General features: G+C 69.7%; 21 protein-coding genes. 15 read left to right on the forward strand and 6 right to left on the reverse strand.

The genetic code is table 11. The features are described from left to right. Positions 1-100: 100 nt before the first annotated feature. Positions 101-2,293, forward strand: a complete 2,193-nt coding sequence (locus ITJ57_RS19790) for an acyltransferase family protein (RefSeq protein ID WP_194669778.1) — start codon at positions 101-103, stop codon at positions 2,291-2,293. Here the strand turns inward: ITJ57_RS19790 and ITJ57_RS09355 are convergent. Genes ITJ57_RS09355 through ITJ57_RS09370 form a run of 4 tightly spaced genes read right to left on the reverse strand, consistent with a single transcriptional unit; the run spans position 2,273 to position 7,471 of the window. Further along, entirely contained in the window at positions 2,273-3,949 is a 1,677-nt protein-coding gene (locus ITJ57_RS09355) for an ABC transporter ATP-binding protein (protein ID WP_194669779.1), read from the reverse strand. The two genes, ITJ57_RS19790 and ITJ57_RS09355, sit on opposite strands and share 21 nt — an antisense overlap. Continuing rightward, positions 3,946-4,824, reverse strand: a complete 879-nt coding sequence (locus ITJ57_RS09360; RefSeq protein WP_194669780.1) for an ABC transporter permease — start codon at positions 4,822-4,824, stop codon at positions 3,946-3,948. Before ITJ57_RS09360 ends, ITJ57_RS09355 begins: the two co-directional genes overlap by 4 nt. Continuing rightward, entirely contained in the window at positions 4,821-5,789 is a 969-nt protein-coding gene (locus ITJ57_RS09365) for an ABC transporter permease (protein WP_370582365.1), read from the reverse strand. The genes ITJ57_RS09360 and ITJ57_RS09365 overlap by 4 nt, the downstream gene beginning before the upstream one ends. A gap of 5 nt (positions 5,790-5,794) precedes the next feature. After that, positions 5,795-7,471 (reverse strand): ABC transporter substrate-binding protein, encoded by a 1,677-nt coding sequence (locus ITJ57_RS09370; protein WP_370582290.1) that lies wholly within the window; start codon positions 7,469-7,471, stop codon positions 5,795-5,797. 155 nt (positions 7,472-7,626) lie between these two features. On the opposite strand from ITJ57_RS09370, the gene ITJ57_RS09375 reads away from it, so the two are divergent. From ITJ57_RS09375 to ndk, 5 genes are all read left to right on the forward strand, one after another. Continuing rightward, the gene (locus tag ITJ57_RS09375; protein ID WP_194669783.1) at positions 7,627-8,271 is read left to right on the forward strand and encodes a TetR/AcrR family transcriptional regulator; all 645 of its coding nucleotides are present in this window, start codon (positions 7,627-7,629) and stop codon (positions 8,269-8,271) included. A 240-nt stretch (positions 8,272-8,511) separates the two neighbouring features. Further along, positions 8,512-11,880 (forward strand): isoleucine--tRNA ligase, encoded by a 3,369-nt coding sequence (ileS, locus tag ITJ57_RS09380; protein WP_194669784.1) that lies wholly within the window; start codon positions 8,512-8,514, stop codon positions 11,878-11,880. Further along, positions 11,870-13,249: a folylpolyglutamate synthase/dihydrofolate synthase family protein gene (locus ITJ57_RS09385; protein WP_194669785.1), complete on the forward strand. Its 1,380-nt coding sequence runs from the start codon at positions 11,870-11,872 to the stop codon at positions 13,247-13,249. Before ileS ends, ITJ57_RS09385 begins: the two co-directional genes overlap by 11 nt. Further along, a complete protein-coding gene (locus tag ITJ57_RS09390) occupies positions 13,246-13,620 on the forward strand; it encodes a DUF4233 domain-containing protein (protein ID WP_194669786.1) in 375 nt (124 codons plus the stop codon). The genes ITJ57_RS09385 and ITJ57_RS09390 overlap by 4 nt, the downstream gene beginning before the upstream one ends. 2 nt (positions 13,621-13,622) lie before the next feature. Further along, a complete protein-coding gene (gene ndk, locus ITJ57_RS09395; RefSeq protein ID WP_194669787.1) occupies positions 13,623-14,039 on the forward strand; it encodes a nucleoside-diphosphate kinase in 417 nt (138 codons plus the stop codon). 75 nt (positions 14,040-14,114) lie between these two features. On the opposite strand, the gene ITJ57_RS09400 is transcribed toward ndk, so the two are convergent. Beyond that, positions 14,115-14,714, reverse strand: coding sequence for a vitamin K epoxide reductase family protein (locus tag ITJ57_RS09400; RefSeq protein ID WP_194669788.1), 600 nt, complete (start codon positions 14,712-14,714; stop codon positions 14,115-14,117). A 320-nt stretch (positions 14,715-15,034) separates the two neighbouring features. Here ITJ57_RS09400 and ITJ57_RS09405 point away from each other — a divergent pair, with 320 nt between their 5' ends. Beyond that, a complete protein-coding gene (locus ITJ57_RS09405) occupies positions 15,035-17,431 on the forward strand; it encodes an Rne/Rng family ribonuclease (RefSeq protein WP_370582292.1) in 2,397 nt (798 codons plus the stop codon). A gap of 10 nt (positions 17,432-17,441) precedes the next feature. Here the strand turns inward: ITJ57_RS09405 and ITJ57_RS09410 are convergent, their stop codons facing one another. After that, positions 17,442-17,732 (reverse strand): DUF4031 domain-containing protein, encoded by a 291-nt coding sequence (locus ITJ57_RS09410; RefSeq protein ID WP_194669789.1) that lies wholly within the window; start codon positions 17,730-17,732, stop codon positions 17,442-17,444. Positions 17,733-18,062: 330 nt separating this feature from the next. Here ITJ57_RS09410 and rplU point away from each other — a divergent pair, with 330 nt between their 5' ends. The 8 genes from rplU (at position 18,063) to ITJ57_RS09450 (ending at position 24,588) form a co-directional block, all read left to right on the forward strand. Further along, a complete protein-coding gene (rplU, locus tag ITJ57_RS09415) occupies positions 18,063-18,371 on the forward strand; it encodes a 50S ribosomal protein L21 (RefSeq protein WP_082455812.1) in 309 nt (102 codons plus the stop codon). A gap of 20 nt (positions 18,372-18,391) precedes the next feature. Beyond that, positions 18,392-18,649: a 50S ribosomal protein L27 gene (rpmA, locus tag ITJ57_RS09420; RefSeq protein ID WP_056006626.1), complete on the forward strand. Its 258-nt coding sequence runs from the start codon at positions 18,392-18,394 to the stop codon at positions 18,647-18,649. 92 nt (positions 18,650-18,741) lie between these two features. After that, complete coding sequence (obgE, locus tag ITJ57_RS09425; RefSeq protein ID WP_194669790.1) at positions 18,742-20,316, forward strand: GTPase ObgE; 1,575 nt, start codon at positions 18,742-18,744, stop codon at positions 20,314-20,316. After that, positions 20,313-21,092: a glutamate 5-kinase gene (gene proB, locus ITJ57_RS09430; protein ID WP_194669791.1), complete on the forward strand. Its 780-nt coding sequence runs from the start codon at positions 20,313-20,315 to the stop codon at positions 21,090-21,092. Before obgE ends, proB begins: the two co-directional genes overlap by 4 nt. A 36-nt stretch (positions 21,093-21,128) precedes the next feature. Then, the gene (locus tag ITJ57_RS09435) at positions 21,129-22,397 is read left to right on the forward strand and encodes a glutamate-5-semialdehyde dehydrogenase (protein ID WP_194669792.1); all 1,269 of its coding nucleotides are present in this window, start codon (positions 21,129-21,131) and stop codon (positions 22,395-22,397) included. 49 nt (positions 22,398-22,446) lie between these two features. After that, complete coding sequence (locus ITJ57_RS09440; protein ID WP_056006618.1) at positions 22,447-22,656, forward strand: hypothetical protein; 210 nt, start codon at positions 22,447-22,449, stop codon at positions 22,654-22,656. 10 nt (positions 22,657-22,666) lie between these two features. Then, positions 22,667-23,284: a nicotinate-nucleotide adenylyltransferase gene (gene nadD / locus ITJ57_RS09445; protein ID WP_370582293.1), complete on the forward strand. Its 618-nt coding sequence runs from the start codon at positions 22,667-22,669 to the stop codon at positions 23,282-23,284. A 23-nt stretch (positions 23,285-23,307) separates the two neighbouring features. Beyond that, positions 23,308-24,588, forward strand: a complete 1,281-nt coding sequence (locus ITJ57_RS09450) for a hypothetical protein (RefSeq protein WP_194669793.1) — start codon at positions 23,308-23,310, stop codon at positions 24,586-24,588. Positions 24,589-24,643 lie beyond the last annotated feature (55 nt).

Below are 24,643 nucleotides of genomic sequence, written 5' to 3' on the forward strand. Positions count from 1 at the left end.
CGTGTCTGCGTGCCTGAGTGTGGGGGAACGTCCCATGCTATCGCAGGCACCGGCCGGAGCGACGGACACCCGGGATCCACGGCGCCGCTAGCATCGGACCGTGTCGACCAGCGCCGCGCCTCGCACCGTCCGCGCCGACCTCCAAGGCCTCCGCGCCGTGGCGGTGGCGCTCGTCGTCCTGTTCCATCTGTGGCCGGGGCTCGTGCCCGGCGGGTTCGTCGGTGTCGACGTCTTCTTCGCGATCTCCGGGTTCCTGATCACGGCGCACCTGCTCTCCGAGGTCGAGCGGTCCGGCACGGTGCGTCTCGGACGGTTCTGGGCCAGGCGGGCGCGACGGCTGCTCCCGGCGGCGCTCACCGTCCTCATGGCGACCCTCGTCGCGAGCTGGTACCTCGCCCCGCTCGGGGACCTGCCGAGGTTCCTGCGCGAGATCGCCTGGTCGGCCCTGTACGTCGAGAACTGGGCGTTGGCGGGATCCGCGGTCGACTACCTGGCCGCCGACGACGCACCGTCGCCCGTGCAGCACTTCTGGTCGCTGTCGGTGGAGGAGCAGTTCTACCTCGTCTGGCCGATCCTCGTCCTGCTCGCCGGTTGGATCGCGGTGCGGGTGGCGCGACGCGCTGTCGCCGATGCCACGACGCAGCGTCGGGGTGTGGCGGTCGCTGTCGGCTCGGTCTGCGTCGCCTCCGGAGCCTGGTCGCTCCTCTTCACGCTGCAGGACCCGTCGCCCGCCTATTTCGCGACGACGACGAGGGCCTGGGAGTTCGCCGCCGGTGGGCTGGCGGCGATCCTGGTGGCCGGGGGAGCCAGGCGGCAGTCGGTGCGACCGGGGGTTCGGACGACCGTCGCCTGGCTCGGGTTCGTCGCCGTCGGCACGGCCGCGATGGCGTACTCGGGGGCGACACCGTTCCCTGCGCTGACGGCCGCGCTCCCGGTGGGAGGGACGATCGCCGTGATCTGGGCATCTGCGCCGGCGGTCCGATGGTCGTCGACGTCGCTCCTCGGGTGGGCGCCGATCCGGTGGCTGGGGGACCGCTCCTACGCGGTGTACCTGTGGCACTGGCCCGTCATCGTGTTCGGCGGGATCGTCCTCGCCCGGTCCGCCACCGTGCCCGAGCAACTCCTCATGCTCCTCGTCACCGGCATCCTCGCCGAGCTGACCACGCGGTTCGTGGAGCGCCCGATCCGCTTCGGGCGAGCTGCCGACTGGCGCCCTCGGCGCGTGCTCGGCGCGACCGCCGTCGCGATGACGGTCGTCCTGATCGCCTCGGTCGGGATCCTGCCCGGCGCGCAGGCGCGCATCACCGCCGAACAGGAGCGCATCGAGGCGCTGGTCACCAATCCGACGGAGTGTCTCGGAGCCGCCGTGCTCCTGGGCGCCCCGGCGTGTTCCCGTGGTGCCGTCGCGTCCGGCCCGGCCAGGCCCTCCGATGGCGAGGCGGCGGGCCGCACCGCTCCTGCGACCGAGACTCCGACGGGGGTCATCCCTGATCCCTCCCTCGCCGACGTGCCGCCGGAGCGCTGCATCACCGACATCCGCGCGTCGGCGTTCGAGGTCTGTGCCTATGGCGCCTCCGCGGATCGGGCGACGAGGACGGTGGCGCTTCTCGGGGACTCCCACGCCGAGCAGTGGTTGCCGGCGTTCGCCACGGCGGCCGAGGAGCACGGGTGGCGCCTGCTGGTCGCCGCGAAGAGTTCGTGCCCGTTCAGCGACGCCGAGCGCACGGAGCCTGGGACGAGCGCGGCCGTCCTCGCGGAGATGCGGGTCGGTTGCGTGAGCTGGAACCGCGAGGCGCTCGCCCTGCTGCAGGACCAACCCGGGATCGACACGCTCGTCGTCTCCTCCCGGGCGAGGAACCCGGTGGTCGCCGAGGGGGATCGAGACTGGCGCGAGGTCGCCGAGGACGGCTACGCGGAGCGTTGGGCACGCGTCCCGAGCACGGTCGAGCGGATCCTCGTGCTCCATGACACCCCGACCATGGCCGAGGACGTCCTGGCGTGCGTCCGTGACGCGTCTGCGCCGGCGGACGGCTGCGCCCGGAGTCGGGGCGACGCCTTCGTCGAGGACCCACAGTACGAGGCGGCGGTGGCGAGCCGCGATCCGCGGGTCAGGCCCGTCGATCTCACCGACGCCCTGTGCGCGCCCGAGCGGTGTTCGCCGGTGGTCGGTGGGGTGCTGGCGTACCGGGATCCTCACCATCTGAGCTGGGTGTACGCCATGACCCTCGCCCCGGCGGTGCAAGCGATGCTGGATCGGTTCCCGCCGCCGACGTCAGACGGCGTCGGCCCCTGATCCGGTCGGCGGTCGTGTGAGGCGCGGCGCGTCGGCGGCGAGTCGAGCGGTGTACGGGTGGCGCGGAGCGGTGAAGACCTGCTCGGTGTCGCCGTACTCCACGACGCGCCCGTGCTGCATGACGGCCACCCGGTCGCTCATGTGCCGGATGACGCCGAGGTCGTGCGAGATGAGGAGGTAGCTCAGCCCGTGACGCTCCTGGAGCTCGTCGAGGAGGTCGAGGATCCTGGCCTGGACGGTCACGTCGAGCGCCGACACCGGTTCATCGAGGATGAGGGTCGAGGGTCTGCCGGCGAGTGCCCGCGCGATCGCCACACGCTGGCGTTGCCCTCCGGAGAGCGTCCGCGGGCGTGCCCGCTCCAGGGCCGGATCGAGCCCGACGTCGGTGAGGAGTTCGGCCACGGTGGGCTTCGCGGTGTCCGGGTCGGCGGTGCCGCGACCACGAGCGGCGTCGGTGAGGATGGCGCCGACACGCCATCGTGGATCGAAGGAGCTCAAGGGGTCCTGCGAGACCCAGCCCAGCCGGTGGCGTCGGGAACGCCGAACGCGTTCCGGCGCTTCCGACCACGGTCCGCCCTCGAACAGGACGGTCCCGGACTGCGGTGTCGTGAGACCGAGTGCGAGTCGAGCGAGCGTGGTCTTGCCCGAGCCCGACTCGCCCACCACGCCGAGGGTCGTCCCCGGTTCCAGGCGGAGCGAGACGTCGTCGACCGCGCGGATCGGAGTCGCGCCTCCGGAACGGTCGAAGACGCGGGTCACCCCGCGGACCTCGATCGCGGGCGCGGCCGAGCGCTCGATCGGGGTCCGAGGGGTCGGTCCGGCCATCGCGTCGGGGGTGGTGGCGCGGCCCTTGCTCAGGCGGGCGCCTCGAGGTCGATCGGTGGGCACGGCGTCGATCAAGGCCTGGGTGTACGGGTGCTTCGGGGCCGTGAGCACCTCAGCGGCCGGACCCTGCTCGACGACGGCGCCGCCGCGCATCACGACGATGTGGTCCGCGATCGACGACACGACGGCCAGGTCGTGGCTGATGAGGAGGAGCCCTGCGCCGCGCTGCTTGATGCGGTCGAGGAGTCCGATGATCCGCGCTTGGACGGTGACGTCGAGCGCGGTGGTCGGTTCGTCTGCGATGAGGAGGTCGGGGTCCAGGGCGATCGCCGAGGCGATGAGGGCGCGCTGCCGGAGCCCGCCCGACAGCTCGCCGGAACGCTGACCGACGCGGGAGGACGGCTCGGGCATGCCGACGGCCTCCAACACCTCGAGGACGCGCTCGGCGCGTTCGCCCCGGGAGAGCCCGGTCCCGAGCCGGAGGGCGTCGTCGATCTCCCGGCCGATCGGACGGAGCGGGTCGAGTGAGACGAGCGCGTCCTGCAGGACCAGGCCGATCCGGCGGCCGCGCAGGCGTCGCCAGGCCGGCTCGCCGAGCCCCCTGAGATCGGTGCCGTCGAAGTCGAGCCGGGCCGCGTCCACCCGTGCGGACGCACCGGCGAGCCCGAGGATGGTGCGGGCGGTCACGCTCTTGCCCGAACCCGATTCACCGACGATGGCGACACAGCGGCCACGCTCGACGTCGAAGGAGACCCCCGAGACGACGGGCTCGGCCGCGCCGAACGCGACCGAGAGGGAGTCCACGCGCAGGAGCGGTGTCGTCGCGTTCATCGGCCGTCTCCCCGTGTCCTGCGCTGCAGTCCGCGCCCGAGGACCGTCGTCGACAGGGCGGTCGCGACGATCATGAGGCCGGGGAAGGCGGTGAGCCACCAGGCCGTCGACAGGTAGGTGCGGGCTCCGGCGAGCATTGCGCCCCACTCCGGGGCGGGCGGTTGCGCGCCGAGACCGAGATAGCTGAGTGCGGACGCCCAGACGACCGCCTGGCCGATACCGAGGGTCGCCAGGACGAAGAGCGGGGCGATCGCGTTCGGGAGGATGTGTCGGATGAGGATCCGCGCGGGCCGGTGTCCGAGGACGCGGGCGGCTTCGACGTAGTCGGAGGAGCGGACCTGGATGAGCTGGCCTCGGATGAGGCGGGCGTATCCCGGGGCCGTGGAGAGCCCGACGGCGATCGTGGCCGTGACCGGGCCAGGTCCCGCGATCACGATGACGAGGAGGGCCAGCAGGAGGCCGGGGAACGCGAAGAGCACCTCGAGCACCCGTCCGACGGTGAAGTCGGCGATCCGTCCGCCGACCGCGGCGATGGTGGCCAGTCCGGCGCCGAGGACGAGCCCGATGACGGTTGCGGCCACGCCGATGAGGAGCGAGGTGCCTGCACCGTGGACGACCCGGCTCCAGACGTCGCGGCCGGACTCGTCGGTCCCGAACCAGTGCACGAGAGAGGGCGCCGAGAACGCGCTCCGCGGGTCGACGGCCGTCGGCGACTGCGTCGCGAAGAGTTGCGGGGCGAGGGCGCAACCGAGGAGGAACAGCACCACCGCTGCCGCGACGATCTCCGGTGTGCCGAAGCCGGACGGACGGTGTCGTCCGCGCCGGATCCTCGCGTCCGGGCTTCCCGACGCCGGCGTGATCGCGAGCCCGCTCATGATCCGGCCTGCCGCATCCGGTCGCGGGGGTCGAGCAGCTCCGACGCGAGGTCGGCGAGGAACATGACGACGACGTAGGCGACCGCCGAGCTCAACACGACGCCGGTCACCACCGGGACATCGCGGGCCGTCACCGCCTGGAGCAGCGTCCGTCCGAGACCGGGCCGGGCGAAGATGGTCTCGACGACGACCGCGCCGCTGATGAGGTACCCGAACGCCCACCCCGACAGGTTGACGGCGGGCACGGCGGCGTGACGCAGGCCGTGTCGGAGGAGCAGACCGGTCGTCGTCTCGCCGCGCGCGGCCGCCGAGACGGCGAACGGCGCTGAACCCGCGTCCAGGAGCGGTTCGCGCATCACCTGGGCCAGGAACCCGGCGACCGGTATCGCCAGGGTCAGCACCGGGAGCACGAGCCCGACCGCATCACCCGTGCTCACCGGGGGAAGCCACCCGAGCCAGGTGCTGAACAGCGTGATGAGGACGGTCGCCAGCCAGAACTGGGGGAGCGAGGCCGCCACGAGTTCGACGGCCGATCCGAGCGCTGCGGAGACCCGTCCGCCACGGGTCGACCAGACCGCCAGCCCGAGAGCCAGGAGCCAGGCGACGGCGAGCGACGCCGAGGCGAGCACCAGGGTGCCGCCGAGCTGCTCGGCCAGCACCTGGGCGACCGGGGTGCGGAGGGAAGCCGAGTCCCCGAGGTCGCCCTGGACGAGGCGGAGCAGTTGCGCCAGGTACTGGACGAGGAGCGGCTGATCCAAGCCGTACTGCTCGCGAACCCGTTCGAGTGCTTCCGCGGACGCTTGTGAGCCCGGGCCGCCGAGGTAGGCCTGCGCCGGGTCGCCCGGGATCAGTCGGACCGCGAAGAAGGTGACCGTCGCGACCGCCCAGAGCACGAACACCGCACCGGCCACACGCGCCCCGATCCGCGCGCCCAGGCGGCGGAGGTCGCGTCCCTCGCGGCCGATGCCCGTCACTCCACGAGCCAGGCGTCCCCGAAGACCGGCGTCGACACCGTCGGCAGGGCGCGGACGCCCTGCAGGGAGGTGCTCAGCAGGAAGTGGTTCTGCTGGTCGTAGAGCGGGAGGATGTAGTAGCCGTCGAGGATGATCTGCTGCGCCTGCTCGTAGAGGAAGGCGCGCTCCTCGGGGTCGAGCGTGTCACTGGCCTGCTTGAGGATGTCGTCGAGCGCCGGGTCGTCGAGCTGGGCGTGGTTCGCGAAGTAGCCGCTCGGCGCCGGCACGATGCCGGACGAGTCGTAGAGGACGCGGAGCACATCCGGGCCCACCTTCGTGTACGGCGCGCTGACGGCCTCGTACGCGTTGCTCCCGAGCGCCTCGTACCAGCTCGCGAGGTCGAGCAGTTCGAGCTGCACGTCGAACCCGACGTCGCCGGCGCCCGCCTGGATCTGCTCGAACAACGACTGCTCGGCCGGGATCGACTGATTGGTGCTGACCGGGAACCGCACGGTGAGACGGACCCCGTCCTTCGTCCGGACCCCGTCGGCGTCCTTCTCGGCCCAGCCGGCCTCGTCGAGCAGCTTGTTCGCGGCGTCCACGTCGTATCCGAACAGGCTCTCGTCGCCGTAGGAGGTCGTCTCGGCACTCGAGAGCGGAGAGTAGGACCGCTTCGCCGTCCCGAAGAACAGCGATTCGATCCCGGCGTTCACATCCGTCGACCGCACGAAGGCCTCACGGACGCGCTGGTCGTCGAACGGCGCCTGACCGGAGTTCAACTCGATGCGGTTCGACGCACCCGGACGTGGTGCGTCCAGGTCGACGATCGTCTTCGAATCCTTCGCCTGCGCGATCGTGTCGGGCTGCGCGTTGTCGATGATGTCGACGTCACCGCTCTGCAGCGCGGCGAACCGGGACGCGGAGTCGGGGATGAACCGCCAGGTGATGCCGTCGAGGTATGCGGGCCCGTCGTGGGCGGCGTCCCCGGGAGCGGAGTCGTAGTCCTCGTTCCGCACGAGCGACACATGGTCCTGCTTGACCCACTCGTCGACGACGAAGGGACCGGTGCCGACCGGCGCGTCGCAGTTCGCGGCTTCACCACGCGCGATCCCCGTCGGCGACTCCATGGCCGTCCACGGCTGCGACAGGGACTCGAGCAGGGCGCTGTCGGGAGCGGAGAGGGTGAAGCGGGCCGTCGTGGCGTCGACCGCCTCGACCGAGGCGACCTTGCCGACCGCGAGGTATCCCGTCGACGACTTCGTCGCCGGATCCTGCAGGTGTTCGATGTTCGTCTTGACCGCTGCGGCGTCGAACGCGGTGCCGTCGGAGAACGTCACATCCGGGCGGAGGGTGAACTCCCAGGTCAGGCCGTCCTGCGAGGTGGTCCACGACTCGGCGAGCCACGGGATGATCGCACCCTTCGCGTCGCGCGAGACGAGCGGCTCGAGGACCTGTGCGCTGAGCAGGGCCTGTGGATAGTTGCCACCGACGTGCGGGTCGAGGCAGGTCGGCTCCGCATCCCCACTGGCGTAGACCAGCGTGCCGCCGGTTTTCGGAGTGCTGGACGCGGACGGTGCGCCGGGAGCGCACGCCGCGAGCAGGACCGCGAGGGGGACGAACGCCGCGACGACACGCGCCGTCCGGCGGCCCGACGGGGCCCGACGAGGAGTGACGGGGGAGAGGGATGCAGGCACAGGGACTCCAGGAAGCGTGACGACCGGGTGCTGTCGGCCCGGCGACCACGTCGGACGAATTATTGGACGCAGTCTCGGAACCAGCATACGGGCTCCGGTGAGCCCGCCCGCCCCTCAGGCGACGGCTAGGCTCGCAGGCGGCGGAAGGAGCGCACATGACACGACCACCGGGACGGAACGCCGTCGGGCGCCCCCGTCGATCGTCGCGGCGCATCCTCGAGGAGGCCGCGGCGGAACTCTTCCTCGAGCAGGGCTACCCGGGCACGACCGTCGATCAGATCGCCAGCCGCGCCGGCGTCAGCCGCAACACCTTCTTCAACTACTTCGGCTCCAAGAGCGACGTCCTCTGGGTGGACGTCGACGCGGCGCTCGCCGGGTTCGAGCGGGCGCTCGCCGCAGGGGGCCCGGCGTCCACGGCCGACGAGGCGATGCCCGCGTTGCAGGATGCCCTGCTCGGCATCGCCGAGGAGCGTTCGAACGGGGCCGTGCCATGGGCCCTGACGCAGATCGACCTCATGGACACGGCCTGGGAGCTGCAAGCGTCCGGGCTCGAGCGGCTGCTCAGGCTGCAAGCCGTGCTGCGGGTGTACCTCGCTCGGCTGGCTCCCGGGGTCGACGAGCTGACGATCCGCGCCGCAGCGGCCGCGACCGCCGGCGCCGTCGTCGCGGGAGCCGGTGCCTGGGCCGCCGCGGGCGTGAACCGCGGCGAACTCGGTGCCTACCTCCGAAGCGCGATCGCACCGGTCATCGACGGGTTCGGCCGTGCGCTGGCTCGAGCCGGCGGCCCCGCCCCCACCTAGGCGCTCACCTCCGCGAACCGGTTCTCCAGGCTGTACCATGGAAGCAACGACATCGATCCGGCCATCACCGGGGAGTCCTCGGAAGAACAGCGACCGCCAGTCGGCCGCCCAGTAGAGCCGAGCGGGGCAGGCCCGTCACAGCCGGTGCAGAGCGGCCGTCACACGTGGACGGCAAGCGGGGTGGTACCGCGTCGGCGAGCCGGCGTCCTCGCAGGACCCACGAGACCTGCCAGGAGAACGATGAGCTACCCGAAGTCCCAGGAACCGAACGCTTCCGAGTCCGCCTCGAACGGTGCGGCCTTCGGCGTCACACCGTCGCCCAGCTTCCCCGCCATCGAAGAAGGCGTGCTCGCACGGTGGGCGGCCGACGGGACCTTCCAGGCGTCGATCGACCAGCGCGAAGGAGCACCCGAGTGGGTGTTCTACGACGGCCCTCCCTTCGCCAACGGCCTCCCGCACTACGGCCACCTCCTCACCGGCTATGCCAAGGACCTCTTCCCGCGGTTCCAGACGATGCGCGGCAAGCAGGTGCACCGCCGCTTCGGCTGGGACACCCACGGTCTCCCGGCCGAGCTCGAGGCGGAGCGCCAGCTCGGCATCACCGACAAGCGCCAGATCGACGAGATGGGTCTCGCCGCGTTCAACCAGGTCGCCCGCGACTCCGTGCTCCGGTACACCGAGGAGTGGCAGGACTACGTGACGCGCCAGGCGCGCTGGGTCGACTTCGAGCACGACTACAAGACGCTCGACGTGACCTACATGGAATCGGTCATCTGGGCGTTCAAGCAGTTGCACGACAAGGGCCTCGCCTACGAGGGCTACCGGGTGCTGCCCTACTGCTGGCGCGACCAGACCCCGCTCTCCAACCACGAACTGCGCATGGACGACGACGTCTACCGGTCCCGCCAGGACCAGACCGTCACCGTCACCTTCCCGCTCGTCGGTCCCAAGGCCGAGAGCCTCGGACTCACCGCGGTCCGAGCACTCGCCTGGACGACGACCCCCTGGACCCTGCCCACGAACGCGGCGCTCGCCGTGGGTCCCGACATCGAGTACTCGGTCGTCCCGGCCGGCCCGAACGGCACCCCGGACGCGACCGTGCTCCGCGAGGAGGGTGCTGCCCACGCCGACACGGAGGTGCTCGCGGGGGAGTACCTGATCGCGTCAGCGCTGCTCGGCAACTACGCCAAGGACCTCGGGTACGACTCGGCGGCCGATGCACACGCGGCCGTCTCGCGCACGGTCGTCGGTCGCGACCTCGAGGACGTCTCCTACGACCGCCTGTGGGACTACTACGCCGATGCCGAGTGGGGCATGGAGCACGCTTGGCGCATCCTCGTGGCCGACTACGTGTCGACCGAGGACGGCACGGGTATCGTCCACCAGGCTCCCGCCTACGGTGAGGAGGACCAGAAGGTCTGCGAGGCCGCGGGCATCCCGGTGATCGTGTCCGTCGACGACGGTGGCAAGTTCCTCCCCGAGGTGTCCGACGTCGTGGGCCTGCAGGTCTTCGACGCGAACAAGCCGCTCACGCAGCTGCTGAAGGCGCAGGGACGCCTCCTCCGTCAGGCGAGCTACGAGCACTCGTACCCGCACTGCTGGCGCTGCAAGCAGCCCCTCATCTACAAGGCGGTCTCGAGCTGGTTCGTGCGCGTGCCGGAGTTCCGCGACCGCATGGAGGAGCTCAACCAGGAGATCACCTGGGTGCCGGAGAACGTGAAGGACGGGCAGTTCGGCAAGTGGCTCGCCGGTGCCCGCGACTGGTCCATCAGCCGCAACCGGTACTGGGGATCACCCATCCCCGTGTGGAAGAGCGACGACCCGGCGTACCCGCGCATCGACGTGTACGGCTCGCTCGACGAGCTCGAGGCCGACTTCGGTGTCCGTCCGACGGATCTGCACCGCCCGTACATCGACGAACTCACCCGGCCGAACCCCGACGATCCGACCGGTCGATCGACCATGCGGCGCATCACGGACGTGCTCGACGTCTGGTTCGACTCCGGGTCGATGCCGTTCGCGCAGGTGCACTACCCGTTCGAGAACCGCGAGTGGTTCGATTCGCACAGCCCCGCCGATTTCATCGTCGAGTACATCGGGCAGACGCGTGGCTGGTTCTACCTCCTCCACGTCCTTTCCACCGCGCTCTTCGACCGGCCGGCGTTCACGAGCGTCGTGAGCCACGGCATCGTCCTCGGCAGCGACGGACAGAAGATGTCGAAGTCGCTGCGCAACTACCCGGACGTCAACGAGGTGTTCGACCGCGACGGTTCCGATGCGATGCGCTGGTTCCTCATGTCGAGCTCGGTCCTCCGCGGCGGCAACCTGGTCGTGACCGAGGAGGGCATCCGCGAGGGTGTCCGCCAGGTGATGCTGCCGCTGTGGAACAGCTGGTACTTCTTCTCGCTGTACGCCAACACGGCGGTGCCCGGTGGATACGACGCCGTCTGGCGGACGGATTCGAGCGACGTGCTGGATCGCTACATCCTCGCCAAGACGCGCGAACTCGTCGTGACCGTCACCGACCACCTCGAGGCGTTCGACGCGACGCTCGCCGCCGCCTCGCTGCGGGACTTCGCCGACGTCCTCACCAACTGGTACGTGCGTCGTTCGCGCGACCGGTTCTGGGCGAGCGACGGCGGTGAGCTCGACCGCGACGCCTTCGACACCATGTACACGGTCCTCGAGACCTTCACCCGGGTCGCCGCGCCGCTGCTTCCACTCATCTCCGAGCAGATCTGGACCGGGCTGACGGGGGAGCGCAGCGTCCATCTCACGGACTGGCCGGAACCACAGGCCTTCCCGGAGGACGCCGCCCTGGTCGCGGCGATGGACCGGGTCCGCGAGATCTCCGGCGTGACCCTCGCGCTGCGGAAGCAGGCCGGCCTCCGGGTCAGACTGCCCCTCGCGTCGCTCACCGTCGTGACGCCGGATCCGGCGTCGTTGGCGCCCTTCGAGGCGATCCTCCGCGAGGAGCTCAACCTCAAGGCCGTCGTGTTCGCCGAACTGACCGACACGAGCGGTGCCGAGTACGGGGTCACCTCCCGGCTCTCGGTCAACGCCCGCGCAGCCGGGCCTCGGCTCGGGAAGACGGTGCAGCAGGCGATCAAGGGTGCCCGGAGCGGAGACTGGTCCGAGGTCGACGGGACGGTCACGGCCGGTGGCATCGAACTCATCGAGGGTGAGTACGAGCTCGTCATGGAGGCGTCTTCGGGCGCCGCCGGTGGCGTGGCGCTCGCGTTGCTGCCCTCGGGTGGGTTCGCCCTGCTCGAGACGACGCTGACGCCGGAACTCGAGGCCGAAGGTCTCGCCCGCGACGTCATCCGCGCGGTCCAGGACACCCGGAAGGCCGCCGATCTCCAGGTGAGCGACCGCATCGCCCTCGGACTCCGGTTCGACGAGGAAGCCGACGAGCGCGCGGTACGGAGCGTCCTCGACGTGGTCGACCTCGCCGGCGACACGCTCGCGTCCTCGCTGCGCTGGACGGGCTCTGACGCACCGTCGGAGCCGTCCGGGTTCTCGCAGACCTTCCCGGCGGCGAAGTTCGGCAACACCGGCGCCTTCACCGTCACCGTCGAGCGCGCAGAGGAGACCGCAGATGTCCGATGAGCTGAATGCGCCTGACGACGGTTCGGCGGCTGACGCCGCGGACGCCGTGTACCGCGAGCTGCTCGAGCGTCTTGGAGAGGCTCAGCCGCAGCCCCGACTCGGGGCCACAAAACGTGCGCTCGAGCTGCTCGGCAACCCCGAGTCGTCGTTCGCGATCATCCAGATCGCGGGCACGAACGGCAAGACGAGCACGGCACGCATGATCGAGAGCATCCTCCGCGCCCACGGTCTCCGGACGGGTCTCTTCACGAGCCCGCACCTCGTCCGGTTCACCGAGCGAATCGGGGTCGACGGCGAGCGGATCTCCGATGAGGCCGTCGCGAGGAACTGGGACGACATCCGGCCCTACCTGGCCATGGTCGATGCCGAACTCACGGCGGCCGGGGAGCCGGGACTGACCTTCTTCGAAGCGCTGACGGTGCTCGGGTTCGCCTGCTTCGGCGACGCGCCGGTCGACGTCGCGGTGGTCGAAGTCGGCATGGGCGGTGCCTGGGACTCGACGAACGCGGCGGACGCCGAGGTCGCGGTCTTCACCCCGATCGACCTCGACCACGTCCAGCGGCTCGGATCCACGATCGCCGAGATCGCCCAGACGAAGGCGGGGATCATCAAGCCGGGTGCGCAGGTCGTCTCGGCCGCGCAGCACCCGGACGCGAGACGCGCGCTCACGGAGGCGGCCGCCGCCGCGTCCGACCCCATCGTGTTCGAGGGCGACGAGTTCGCCCTGGAGCAGGACGCGGTCGCCGTCGGCGGACAGCTCATCACCGTCCGAGGCCGCGCGGGGACGTACCCGGAGCTCTACCTCCCGCTGTACGGCGACCACCAGGGACGGAACGCCACGCTCGCGATCGCCGCCGTCGAGGCGTTCCTCGGCGGTGCGACGCAGGCCATCGCCGAAGACGTCCTCGCCGAAGGGCTCACGGAGGTCGCTTCACCGGGGCGCCTGCAGCTCGTCGGCACCGATCCCACCGTGCTCGTCGACGCTGCGCACAACCCACACGGTGCTGCGTCGCTCGTCGCAGCGCTCGGGACGTACTTCGACGTCGACGAGATCGCCTTCGTCGTCGGGATCCTGCAGGACAAGGACGCCGCTGGCATCCTGACGACCCTGGCGCCGGCGGCGTCCGGGTTCTTCTTCACCCAGTCCGAGTCGGAGCGCGCGATCCCCGCCGAGGAGCTCTCGCGGCTCGCAGCCTCGCTCGAGCTGCCGGCCTCGACATTCGCCGACACCCTCGACGAGGCCGCAGAGGACGCCCGTCGCTGGGCGGAGGAGGCGCCTCGTCGCCTCGTCGTGATCACCGGTTCCATCACCCTGGTCGGTGAGGCGATCGAGGTCGCCGACGATCGCGAATGGAAGGTGAAGGCATGAGCGGCATGTCGGCTCGGCGTGGTCCGCGGAGCATCAAGCAGACGCTCGGATCGATCATCCTCGGATTCGAGATGGTCGTCATGTTCCTCGGTGCGCTCGTCATCTTCGGGCTGAAGGCCCTGCCGGCGCCGGTCGCGCTGATCGGTGGCGCATTGCTCTGCCTGATCATCGTCGCGACGATCCCGCTCCTGCGATTCCGCTGGGGGTATTGGCTGGGCTGGGCGGTGCAAGCCGCTATCGTGGCTACCGGTCTGCTCGTGCCGATGATGTTCCTCGTCGGTGGCATGGCCGCAGCCGTCTGGACCTATGCGATGGTCCAAGGCGACAAGATCGAGCGTCAGCAGGCGTTCTACCGAGAAGCGAAGGATTGACCGTGGCTGTTGAAGAAACCCTGGTACTCGTGAAGCCCGACGGCGTCGCACGCAACCTGACCGGCGAGATCCTCCGTCGGATCGAGGCGAAGGGCTACTCCCTCGTGGACCTCCGCATGGTCGATCCCGACCGCGAGCTCCTCGCCGCGCACTACGCCGAGCACGAGGGCAAGCCGTTCTACGAGCCGCTCGTCGAGTTCATGCTGAGCGGCCCGGTCGTCGCGATCCGCGTGGCCGGCAACCGGGTGATCGAAGGGTTCCGTTCGCTCGCCGGCACGACCGACCCGACGACGGCGGCCCCCGGCACCATCCGTGGCGACTTCGGTCGTGACTGGGGACTCAAGGTCCAGCAGAACCTCGTGCACGGCTCGGACAGCGTCGAGTCCGCCTCGCGCGAGCTGGCGCTCTGGTTCGCCTGACGCTCGTCCGTCATCTGACGACGAAGCCCGCCCTCGGTCTCCGGGGGCGGGCTTCGTCGATCTCCGAGGGAGGTGTCAGAGGTAGGAGAGGACGTCGAGTCGCAGTTGCGCGATGATCGCGACGAGGAGGTAGCAACCGAGGGTCACGACGACGATCCAGGAGGAGACGACGCCGGCGACGCGGCGGACGGCGGGCGAGGCCGGGATGATCCCGTTCTTGAGCGTGAACGCCGTCACGGCGATGAACGAGGGGATCGTCACCGACCAGGTGACCATGCACCACGGGCAGAGCGTGCCGAGGACGAAGATGCTCTGGGAGATCAGCCAGATGACGAACCCGAGGGCGCCGAGGAGTCCGATGTTGAAGGCGATCCAGAACCATCGTGCGAACCGGGCGCCGGCCAGGATCGCGATCCCGACGGCGATCGGCGCGATCCAGGCGGAGAGGCCGATGAGCGGGTTCGGGAACCCGAGGATCGCGCCCTGCCAGGAGTTCAGGTTGACGCCGCACTGCACGAGGATGCTCAGGTTGCAGCCCAGTTGTGCGTCGGGATCCTGCAGGAGCTGGAACTTGTCGAGCGTGAGCGCGAACGCCGCGATCCACCCGATGGCGCCTGCAAGGATGAGGAAGATCGCGAGGCCCTTGGGGCGCGCGTCGATGACCGGAACTGACACGCTCCGATTGTCGCACGCGGAGCTGCGCGCCGGCTCGGACGGTCCGGGACATGCCCGGGCAGGTGGCGCTCAGGAGTGCCGGCCCCGTTCGTGCGATAATCGAGGGGTTGTGCCCGAGCCGCGCTCGACCGCACGACACAACAGGCTTGTTGGGCAATGAGAGCCCAGGACCCGCCGGCACGTGCCGGCACGATCGTGAGAGCTCCGAGAGCCAGCGATCACACAGGATTTGCGAACGGCTGCACCCGCAGACGCTCGCACGAGATGAAGAACCGGAGGGTGGCGCGGCCACCGACCCGGCATAGGGGAGTACACCAGGAATGGTGAAAGAGCACACCGAGGACCCGGCCACGCCGGAGACCGAGCACGAACCGACCGACCAGCAGTCCACGACACCTGACGCCGCCGACGGGTCCACCGAGACCGAATCGTCCGAGCAGCCGACGGTGCAGGAGGAATCGGCCCCCGTCGCACCGGTGCGTCCGCCGACGACCATGCTGCTGTTCCAGGCACCGGACCTCCCGCCGATCGTGCACCGCGACGACGAGCCGCTCGAAGCCGAACTCAGCTCGTCCAGGCGACGCACCCGTCGTCGTGCCGGTGAGGACGGACCGGATCAGGCCGAGCGCGGCGATTCTCGCTCCGAGAGCCGCAACGTCGTCAAGGTCCGCACGCCTCGCGAGCCGGAGCTCATCACCGAGCCGCAGAAGGTGCGCGGCTCCACCCGGCTCGAGGCCAAGAAGCAGCGTCGTCGCGATGGCCGCGACGCGGGCCGTCGCCGCCCGGTCGTCACCGAAGCCGAGTTCCTCGCGCGCCGCGAGTCCGTCGACCGCGTCATGGTCGTCCGCTCCAAGAACGGCAAGACGCAGATCGGTGTCCTCGAGGACGGCGTCCTCGTCGAGCACTACGTCGCCAGGAGCCAGGAAGCCTCGCTCATCGGCAACGTCTACCTCGGACGCGTCCAGAACGTGCTCCCGAGCATGGAGGCGGCCTTCGTCGACATCGGCCGTGGCCGCAACGCCGTGCTGTACTCCGGTGAGGTCGACTGGGACTCCGTCGAGACGGGCAACCAGCCCCGCCGGATCGAGCTCGCGCTGAAGGGCGGCGACACCGTCCTCGTGCAGGTCACGAAGGACCCCGTAGGCCACAAGGGCGCCCGCCTGACCAGCCAGGTCTCGCTGCCCGGCCGCTACCTCGTCTACGTGCCGAACGGCTCGATGAACGGCATCTCGCGCAAGTTGCCCGACACGGAGCGCGCACGCCTGAAGAAGATCCTCAAGGAGGTCCTGCCGGAGAACGTCGGCGTCATCGTGCGCACGGCCGCCGAGGGCGCCACCGAGGAGCAGCTCACGCTCGACGTCACGCGGTTGAAGTCGCAGTGGGCGGAGATCTCGCGTCAGATCGAGACCGTCCAGTCGCCGGCACTGCTGCACAGCGAGCCCGACCTCCTCATCAAGATCATCCGCGACGTCTTCAACGAGGACTTCCAGAAGCTCGTCATCCAGGGCTCGGACGCGCTCCAGGACATCCAGAGCTACCTCCGCGGTGTCGCGCCCGACCTGCTCGAGCGCGTCGAGGCCTACGACGGCACCGGTGACGCCTTCGTCGACTACCGCATCGCGGAGCAGATCGAGAAGGCGCTCGACCGCAAGGTCTGGCTCCCGTCCGGCGGTTCGCTGGTCATCGACCGCACCGAGGCGATGACGGTGGTCGACGTCAACACGGGCAAATTCGTCGGTTCAGGCGGCAACCTGGAGGAGACGGTCACGAAGAACAACCTCGAGGCCGCTGAGGAGGTCGTGCGTCAGCTGCGACTCCGCGACATCGGCGGCATCATCGTCGTCGACTTCATCGACATGGTCCTCGAGACGAACCGGGACCTGGTCCTCCGTCGTCTCGTCGAGTGCCTCAGCCGCGACCGGACGAAGCACCAGGTCGCCGAGGTGACCTCGCTCGGGCTCGTCCAGATGACCCGCAAGAAGCTCGGTCTCGGGCTCCTCGAGACGTTCAGCGAACCGTGTGAGGTCTGCGCCGGGCGTGGCGTCGTCGTGCACCACGACCCCGTCGTCCGCCACCGCCAGACCCCGCAGCCGGAGCAGCAGCAGCGTCGTCGCGGCAAGGGCGGAGCGCAGGGCGGCCAGCCGTCGGGTGGCCAGAACGCGCAGCAGAAGCCGGCCGGCCAGACGCACGGGATCACGGACGACGCGAAGAACGCGCTCGCGCTCATCGCCGCTCGCACGCTGCACCACGAGGAACTCGCCGCGGCCGAGGCGGTCGCCGACGCGGTCGTCGCAGAGGCGGCAAGCGCCGAGGACCGGACCACCGAGGAATCAACGCCCCAGCAGGATGACCGGTCGGCCTCGTCCGCCGGGCAGCAGCACGAGGGTCGCCGCAGCCGCCGCGAGAAGCGCGAGCCGCGCCGTCGAGGCGGCGACGACGCTCGTCGTGGCGCCACCGAGGACCGCTCCGCCGACACCACGACGGACTCCGCGGCGCCCACGCTGGCGTTGCTCGACCTGCCGATCGCCCCGGTGGTCGACAAGCCGCGGCGTGCTGCCGTGGCCGACCCGGAGCACCTGCTGGAATCCGTCCTCGACGCGCTTCCCGAGCCGAAGCAGCCCGGCCAGGGTCGAGGCCGCAGCCGACGCGTGTCGACGGCTTCGCTCGCAGGTGGACAGGCTGTCGGATCGGACGCGTCGCAGCGTCAGGCCGAGTAGTCCCGATCGATCAGGACGGCGCGTCTCCGATGGAGGCGCGCCGTTCGCGTGCGGTGATGCGCAGGCCGCTGGCGATCAACCGGCGGACGAGTTCGCCGCCGGTGACGGCCACGGCCCCGGCCGCGACGAGGGTCTCATGCCGTTCGGCGGGCACGTCGTAATGGTCGAGGTCGAACGACCGCGGCGGCAGACCAGTGCGCTCGGCGAACGCGTGCAGCTCCTCGAGGGAGCTGTCGCTCACGACGTGCGACCACAGGGTGCCGTGTGCCGGCCAGAGCGGTGGGTCGATGAGCACGGTCATGCTCCCATCCAACCACCGTCGCCGCCGGTGGATTCCCGTCGGGTCCGGACGCGCCGGGCACCCGGCCTTCGTTCAGGAGGCCTCGGGGTACACTGGTGGAGTGCGTCCGGTGTGGGAGCCGTGAGGAACAGCCTCGATCTCGAGCGTCTGTTCCGCTGGTTTGACCTGGACTGCACGATGAAGTAAACTCGACCGTTGGTGTGCATTGAGTTTTCATTGCCACCCACGGTTTTCTGCCATCAAGGTGTCCCACGTGTTCGAGCCTTTCCGAGCAGTAACTTCCAGCAACAGTCAGTCGGAGCGTTTCGCTCCCCAAAGAACGGGTACGTAGTGGTTTACGCAGTTGTGCGCGCCGGAGGACGGCAGGAGAAGGTCGAGATCGGAACCATCGTCACGATGGACCGGGTCAAGGCCGACAAGGATGGCAACATCGAGCTTCCCGCGGTGCTCCACGTCGACGGTGAGAACATCATCTCCGACGCGAAGTCGCTCGCGAAGATCACGGTGACGGCCGAGGTGCTCGAGAACCTCCGCGGTCCGAAGATCATCATCCAGAAGTTCAAGAACAAGACCGGGTACAAGAAGCGTCAGGGGCACCGTCAGGAGCTCACGCGCGTCAAGATCACCGGCATCAAGTAAGGCATCGAGGAGAAGAAGAGATGGCACACAAGAAGGGTGCGAGTTCCACTCGCAACGGTCGTGACTCCAACGCACAGCGTCTCGGTGTGAAGCGCTTCGGCGGCCAGGTCGTCCTCGCGGGCGAGATCCTCGTCCGTCAGCGCGGCACGCACTTCCACCCCGGCGCCAACGTCGGCCGTGGCGGCGACGACACGCTGTTCGCTCTCGAAGCTGGCTCCGTCCAGTTCGGCAACAAGGGCGGCCGCAAGGTCGTCAACATCGTCGCTGCTGCAGAGTAGCAACACCGATCTTTCCAGCAGGGGGCGGGCTTCGGCCCGCCCCCTGCTGTCGTACAACCGAGTTACATGATCCAGAGAGGGGCTGAGCGTCCATGGTCACATTCGTCGACCGGGTCACACTGCACCTGCGAGCGGGCGGCGGCGGCAACGGCTGCGTCTCCGTGAAGCGCGAGAAGTTCAAGCCGCTGGCCGGCCCCGATGGTGGCAACGGCGGACACGGTGGTGACATCGTGCTCGTGTCGGACCCTCAGATCACGACCCTGCTCGGGTACCACCGGTCACCGCACCGGAGCTCCGACACCGGCGGCTTCGGGATGGGCGACCACCGGAACGGGTTCCAGGGCGAGACGCTCATCCTGCCGGTGCCGGTCGGAACCGTCGTGAAGGACGTCGACGGCGTCGAGCTGGTCGACTTCGTCGAGCCCGGCATGGAGTTCGTCGTCGCCCCCGGCGGCCAGGGCGGCCTCGGGAACGCGGCCCTCGCCTCGACCAAGCGCAAAGCCCCGGGCTTCGCGCTCCTCGGCACGCCCGGCTGGGAAGGCGACGTCCTCCTCGAGCTGAAGACCGTGGCCGACGTCGCACTCGTCGGCTACCCGTCGGCCGGGAAGTCGAGCCTCATCGCCGCGATGTCCGCTGCCAAGCCGAAGATCGCCGACTACCCCTTCACCACACTGCACCCGAACCTCGGCGTCGTCGAGGCGGGCGAGGTCCGTTACACCATGGCGGACGTCCCCGGACTGATCGAGGGCGCGAGTGAGGGCAAGGGACTCGGCCTGGAGTTCCTCCGTCACGTCGAGCGGTGCTCCGCGTTGTTGCACGTCCTCGACTGCGCGACGCTCGAGCCGGGCCGCGACCCGATCAGCGACCTCGACATCATCCTCGCAGAGCTCGCCGCCTACCCCGTCCCGGAGGGGCAGACGCCGCTCGTCGAGCGTCCCCAGATCGTCGCCCTGAACAAGATCGACGTGCCTGAGGCGCGCGAGCTGGCCGAATTCCTGCGTCCCGACCTCGAGGCACGCGGCTACAAGGTCTTCGAGATCTCGACGGTCTCGCGCGAAGGCCTCCGACAGCTCTCGTTCGCGTTGAGCGAGCTCGTCGAGGAGAGCCGCGCCCGCGCAGCCCTCGAGGCCGCCAAGCCTCGGATCGTGCTCCGCCCGAAGCCGGTCGACGACTCCAAGTTCACCGTCACGGTCGAGGGTGGTACCTACGGCAACCTCTACCGCATCCTCGGCGCGAAGCCGGAGCGCTGGGTGCAGCAGACGGACTTCAACAACGAGGAGGCCGTCGGGTTCCTCGCGGACCGCCTGGCTAAGCTCGGCGTCGAAGAGGCGCTGTTCAAGGCCGGAGCCGTCGCCGGCGCGACCGTCATGATCGGCGCGGGCGGAGGCGTCGTCTTCGACTGGGAGCCGACGCTGACGAGCACCGCGGAGCTCCTGACCCAGCCTCGTGGTACTGATCCCAGACTCGACGCGAGCCACCGCCCGACGCGCAACCAGCGTCGCGACGAGTACTTCGAGCGCATGGACGCCAAGGCGGAGGCGCGCGCGGAGCTGCTCCGCGAACGCGCGGCCGGTCTCTGGAACGACGACGAGGGCTTCGAAGTGGGCTCAGTGCCGGCTGACGCCCAGCAGGACGAGGGTGGCGCGTCGGAGGACGACGAACGGTGACCGTCAACCAGCGCAGTGCGATCCCTGGTGCCCGCCGCATCGTCGTGAAGGTCGGTTCCTCCTCGATCAGCGGTGAGAACGCCGGGCAGATCACTGCGCTGGTCGAGGCTCTCGCCGGAGCGCACGACAAGGGGACCGAGGTCGTCCTCGTGTCCTCCGGCGCCATCGCGACCGGGATGCCGTACCTGCGCCTCGATGCACGCCCGAGCGACCTGGCGACGCAACAGGCGGCTGCGGCCGTCGGGCAGAACGTCCTCATCTACCGGTACCAGGACAGCCTCGACCGCTTCGGCATCGTCGCCGGTCAGGTGCTCCTGACGGCGGGCGATCTCGAGAACCCGAGCCACCGGAGCAACGCCCAACGGGCGATGGAACGGCTGCTGGGGCTGCGCATCCTCCCGATCGTGAACGAGAACGACACTGTGGCGACGCATGAGATCCGGTTCGGCGACAACGACCGGCTCGCTGCGCTCGTCTCGGTGCTGGTCGCGGCGGACGTCCTGATCCTGTTGAGCGACGTCGACGCGCTGTACACGCGTCCTCCGCAGGAGCCTGGTGCCGAACGCATCGAAGAGGTGCCGTTCGGCGACCCGCTCTCCGGCGTGACGTTCGGCGACATCGGATCCGCGGGCGTTGGAACGGGCGGTGCCGGCACGAAGGTGTCCGCTGCCCGGTTGGCCGCTGAGGCGGGGACCTCCGTCCTGGTGACCTCGACGGCGAACGTCGCCGCCGCGCTCCGGGGCGAGCAGCTCGGGACCTGGTTCCAGCCGGCCTGAGCCGGCTCAGCGAGGGTGGCTGAGTACAATCGACGCATGTCGTCGTCTCTCGCCACCGCGCTCCCACTCATGGATCGTCTCGCCGCTGCGAAGCGTGCGTCCCGGATGCTCGCTCAGACGACCACCGCGCAGAAGAACCGAGCGCTGGAAGCGATCGCCGTGGCGATCGTGGAGGGCGCCGACGCGGTGATCGCCGCCAACGAACTGGATCTCGCCAGCGGGCGGGAGCAGGGCATGACGGCCGGCCTGCAAGACCGTCTCCGCCTCGACCGCGGACGGATCGAGGGGCTGGCAGTCGCGGTGCGCGACGTCATCGCGATCGTCGACCCCGTCGGTCAAGTCATCCGGGGGAGCAACACACCGGACGGGGTGAAGCTCGAGCAGGTCCGCGTCCCGTTCGGCGTGGTCGGTGCGATCTACGAGGCCAGACCGAACGTCACCGTGGACATCGCCGCTCTCGCGATCAAGAGTGGCAACGCGGTCGTCCTCCGCGGTGGTTCCGCGGCGGAACACACGAACGCGGTGCTCGTCGGGCTGCTCCGGTCGGCGCTGGAGGCCGTCGCCTTGCCCGGTGATGCGGTGCAGACGATCGACGAGTTCGGCCGGGACGGCGCGAAGCAGCTCATGAACGCCAGGGGCCTCATCGACGTCCTCATCCCGCGGGGGAGCGCCTCGCTGATCGAGACGGTGGTCCGGGAGTCGACGGTGCCGGTGATCGAGACCGGTGCCGGTGTGGTGCACGTGTTCCTCGACGCGAGCGCCGACCGCGACTGGGCGGTGGACATCGTCCGCAACGCGAAAGTCCAGCGTCCCTCGGTCTGCAACGCGCTCGAGACCGTGCTCGTCCACCGCGACGCCGCTCGACGCCTGCTTCCCGCCGTGCTCGGCGACCTCCGGGAGCATGGCGTGCTCATCCATGCGGACGAGCAGGCCCGCGAGATCTTCCCCGATGCGGTGGCCGTCGTCGAGGAGGACTGGTCGACCGAACACATGTCGCTCGAGGTGTCGGTTCGCGTCGTCGACGACCTCGACGCCGCGCTCGAGCATATCGACCGCTACTCGACGGGGCATACGGACGCGATCGTCACGAACGACGTCGTCAACGCCGACCGCTTCCTCGCTGAGGTGGACTCGGCGGTCGTCATGGTCAACGCGTCGACGCGGTTCACCGACGGGGCGGAGTTCGGGTTCGGCGCCGAAGTGGGCATCTCCACCCAGAAACTGCACGCCCGGGGGCCGATGGGCCTCCCGGAACTCACGAGTACGAAGTGGCTCGTGCGTGGTACGGGCCACACCCGTCGGTAGTCGCTAGACTGAGGTGGGCGTCACCAGGCGTCGCACAGAAGGAGAGATCATGTCGATTGCCGCGTCCGTATTGGCTGCCACCGTCTTGGCCGAGTCGGAGCACGCCGTCGAACTCGCCGCTCCGACCTGGGTCTTCGGCGCCGTCGCACTCGTGCTGTTCGCCATCCTGGGTGCGGTGACCTTCAGCTATCGCGACGTCGCCAACCGTCACGGCGGCAAGGACGAGCCGACGCTGGCGCACGGCGAGCACGGTCACTGAGCTGTCCGGCGTGAGCGCGCCCGTCGTCGAGACGACGACGCGTCGTCCTCGGATCGGCGTGATGGGTGGAACGTTCGATCCTATCCACCACGGGCACCTCGTCGCCGCTTCCGAAGTCGCGCAGCACTTCGACCTCGATGAGGTCGTGTTCGTCCCGACCGGCATGCCGTATCGCAAGTCGGGCGTGAGCGACAGTGAGCACCGGTACCTCATGACGGTCATCGCCACCGCGGCGAACCCCCGCTTCACCGTCAGCCGGGTCGACATCGACCGCGCAGGTCCCACGTACACGATCGACACCCTCCGCGACCTGCGACGCAAACGGCCGGACGCCGAGCTGTTCTTCATCACCGGGGCGGACGCGATCGCCCAGATTCTCAGCTGGAAAGACGTCAGGGAGGTCTGGGACCTCGCGCACTTCGTTGCTGTGAGTCGTCCGGGACACGATTTGAACGTTTCCGGATTACCACAGCACGACGTAAGCTTGTTGGAAGTTCCGGCCCTTGCGATATCGTCGACGGATTGCCGGAGCCGGGTGAGCAAAGGCTTTCCAGTCTGGTATCTGGTTCCCGACGGTGTCGTGCAGTACATCACCAAGCACCACCTGTATCGGAGTGAAGCCACATGACCGCGTTGCCAGAAGACGCGCCCTTGACCAGGCGACAGGCTCGAGCGAGCCAGCAGTCGTCGACGCCCGCCGACGACGCCGCGCCCGAAGCGGCTGCACCGCGGAGCCGTCGCGCATCGACGTCGGAGCCGGTCGCCGGGGGAGCGATCCCCGAGCCGGCAGTGTCGGAGACCGCCGGTGCTCCACGGGTCGAGTCGGCGTCACCCACGTCAGCTTCGTCCGCCTCGAGCCCCGGCACGACGCCGTCGTCCAGCGCGCCGAGCCCGGCTCCCACCGGTGGGCTCACTCGTCGTCAACTTCGCGAATTGGAGCGGACCGGCTCCATCGAGCAGATCCCGGCAGCGACCACGCCGGTCGCACCTCCTGTGGAGCAGCCCGTGCCCTCGGTCGCTCTGCCGCCGCGCACGCCGGATCAGGTCGTCGCTCCTCCCCAGAAGCAGAACAAGGCCGCCCGGCAGCAGGCAGCCAAGCTCGCGCAGCAGACGGCCGCCGCCGAGGCCGAAGCCGCTGCGGAGGCCGAACGCCGTGAGGCCGCGGCCCGGAAGCAGCAAGAGCAGCAGGACGCGGATCGCCTCGCTGCCGAGCGCAAGGCCGAGGAGCGTAAGGCAGCCGAGCGCAAGGCCGCCGAGCGTAAGGCAGCCGAGCGTGCCGCAGCGGAGGAGCGGGCCACGAAGGCTCGCGCGTCCGAGGCGCCGGCACCCCAGGTGACGCCGGCGAGCGACAAGCCTGTCGCGTCCGGCTCGCTGTTCGACGTCTCCGATCGTGACGACATCTCCGAGGACCCGGCGTCCACGCTCTCAAAGGGGTTCGGGCGCGACTCCATGCTCGTGGCGGCACTCGAGGCCGAGCGGGCTGCGCAGGTCGACAACGAGGTCGCATTCGAAGACCTGCTCGGCAGCGGGATGACGACCACAGGTCAGATCACCACGAGCTCGCTCATCATCCCCGTGGCACCCGCCCAGGCGGAGGCCGGTGCGACGTCGAACTCCACGGGCGAGATCCTCATCACCGGGACGATCGACCTCCCTCGCGGGCTCGGTTCCGCCGGCCAGGACCCGAACCACTTCGACGGAGCGGGTATCGACCGCCTCGTCGAGGGGGACGAACTCCCGGCCTCCGTCACCGCCGCTTCGCCCGTCTCGGCGAGCCGCGCGGTCAGTAGCCATGGTTCGACGCGCGACGTCGTCCCGGCCACCACCAACCAGAGCAACAAGCTGCTGATGACCCTCGCGATCGCCGCCGCGGTGCTCGCGGCGGGCGTCATCGCGGTGCTCATCATCGGATTCTTCGGCGGGGCGTTCTAGCCCTTCCGCCATTCACCCGACCGCATCCGCTGCGGTCGTCAGAGGAGTACACCAC

Source organism: Plantibacter sp. VKM Ac-2880 (genome assembly GCF_015351235.1).
Taxonomy (GTDB): Bacteria; Actinomycetota; Actinomycetes; order Actinomycetales; family Microbacteriaceae; genus Plantibacter.

Coding starts and splice junctions, on each gene's coding strand:
- obgE (WP_194669790.1), top strand. CDS start 18,742: ATGGTCACATTCGTCGACCGGGTCACACTGCACCTGCGAGCGGGCGGC.
- ITJ57_RS09355 (WP_194669779.1), bottom strand. CDS start 3,949: ATGAACGCGACGACACCGCTCCTGCGCGTGGACTCCCTCTCGGTCGCG.
- rpmA (WP_056006626.1), top strand. CDS start 18,392: ATGGCACACAAGAAGGGTGCGAGTTCCACTCGCAACGGTCGTGACTCC.
- ITJ57_RS09390 (WP_194669786.1), top strand. CDS start 13,246: ATGAGCGGCATGTCGGCTCGGCGTGGTCCGCGGAGCATCAAGCAGACG.
- ileS (WP_194669784.1), top strand. CDS start 8,512: ATGAGCTACCCGAAGTCCCAGGAACCGAACGCTTCCGAGTCCGCCTCG.
- ITJ57_RS09405 (WP_370582292.1), top strand. CDS start 15,035: ATGGTGAAAGAGCACACCGAGGACCCGGCCACGCCGGAGACCGAGCAC.
- ITJ57_RS09440 (WP_056006618.1), top strand. CDS start 22,447: ATGTCGATTGCCGCGTCCGTATTGGCTGCCACCGTCTTGGCCGAGTCG.
- ITJ57_RS09410 (WP_194669789.1), bottom strand. CDS start 17,732: ATGACCGTGCTCATCGACCCACCGCTCTGGCCGGCACACGGCACCCTG.
- ITJ57_RS09385 (WP_194669785.1), top strand. CDS start 11,870: ATGTCCGATGAGCTGAATGCGCCTGACGACGGTTCGGCGGCTGACGCC.
- ITJ57_RS09435 (WP_194669792.1), top strand. CDS start 21,129: ATGTCGTCGTCTCTCGCCACCGCGCTCCCACTCATGGATCGTCTCGCC.
- ITJ57_RS09375 (WP_194669783.1), top strand. CDS start 7,627: ATGACACGACCACCGGGACGGAACGCCGTCGGGCGCCCCCGTCGATCG.
- ITJ57_RS09360 (WP_194669780.1), bottom strand. CDS start 4,824: ATGAGCGGGCTCGCGATCACGCCGGCGTCGGGAAGCCCGGACGCGAGG.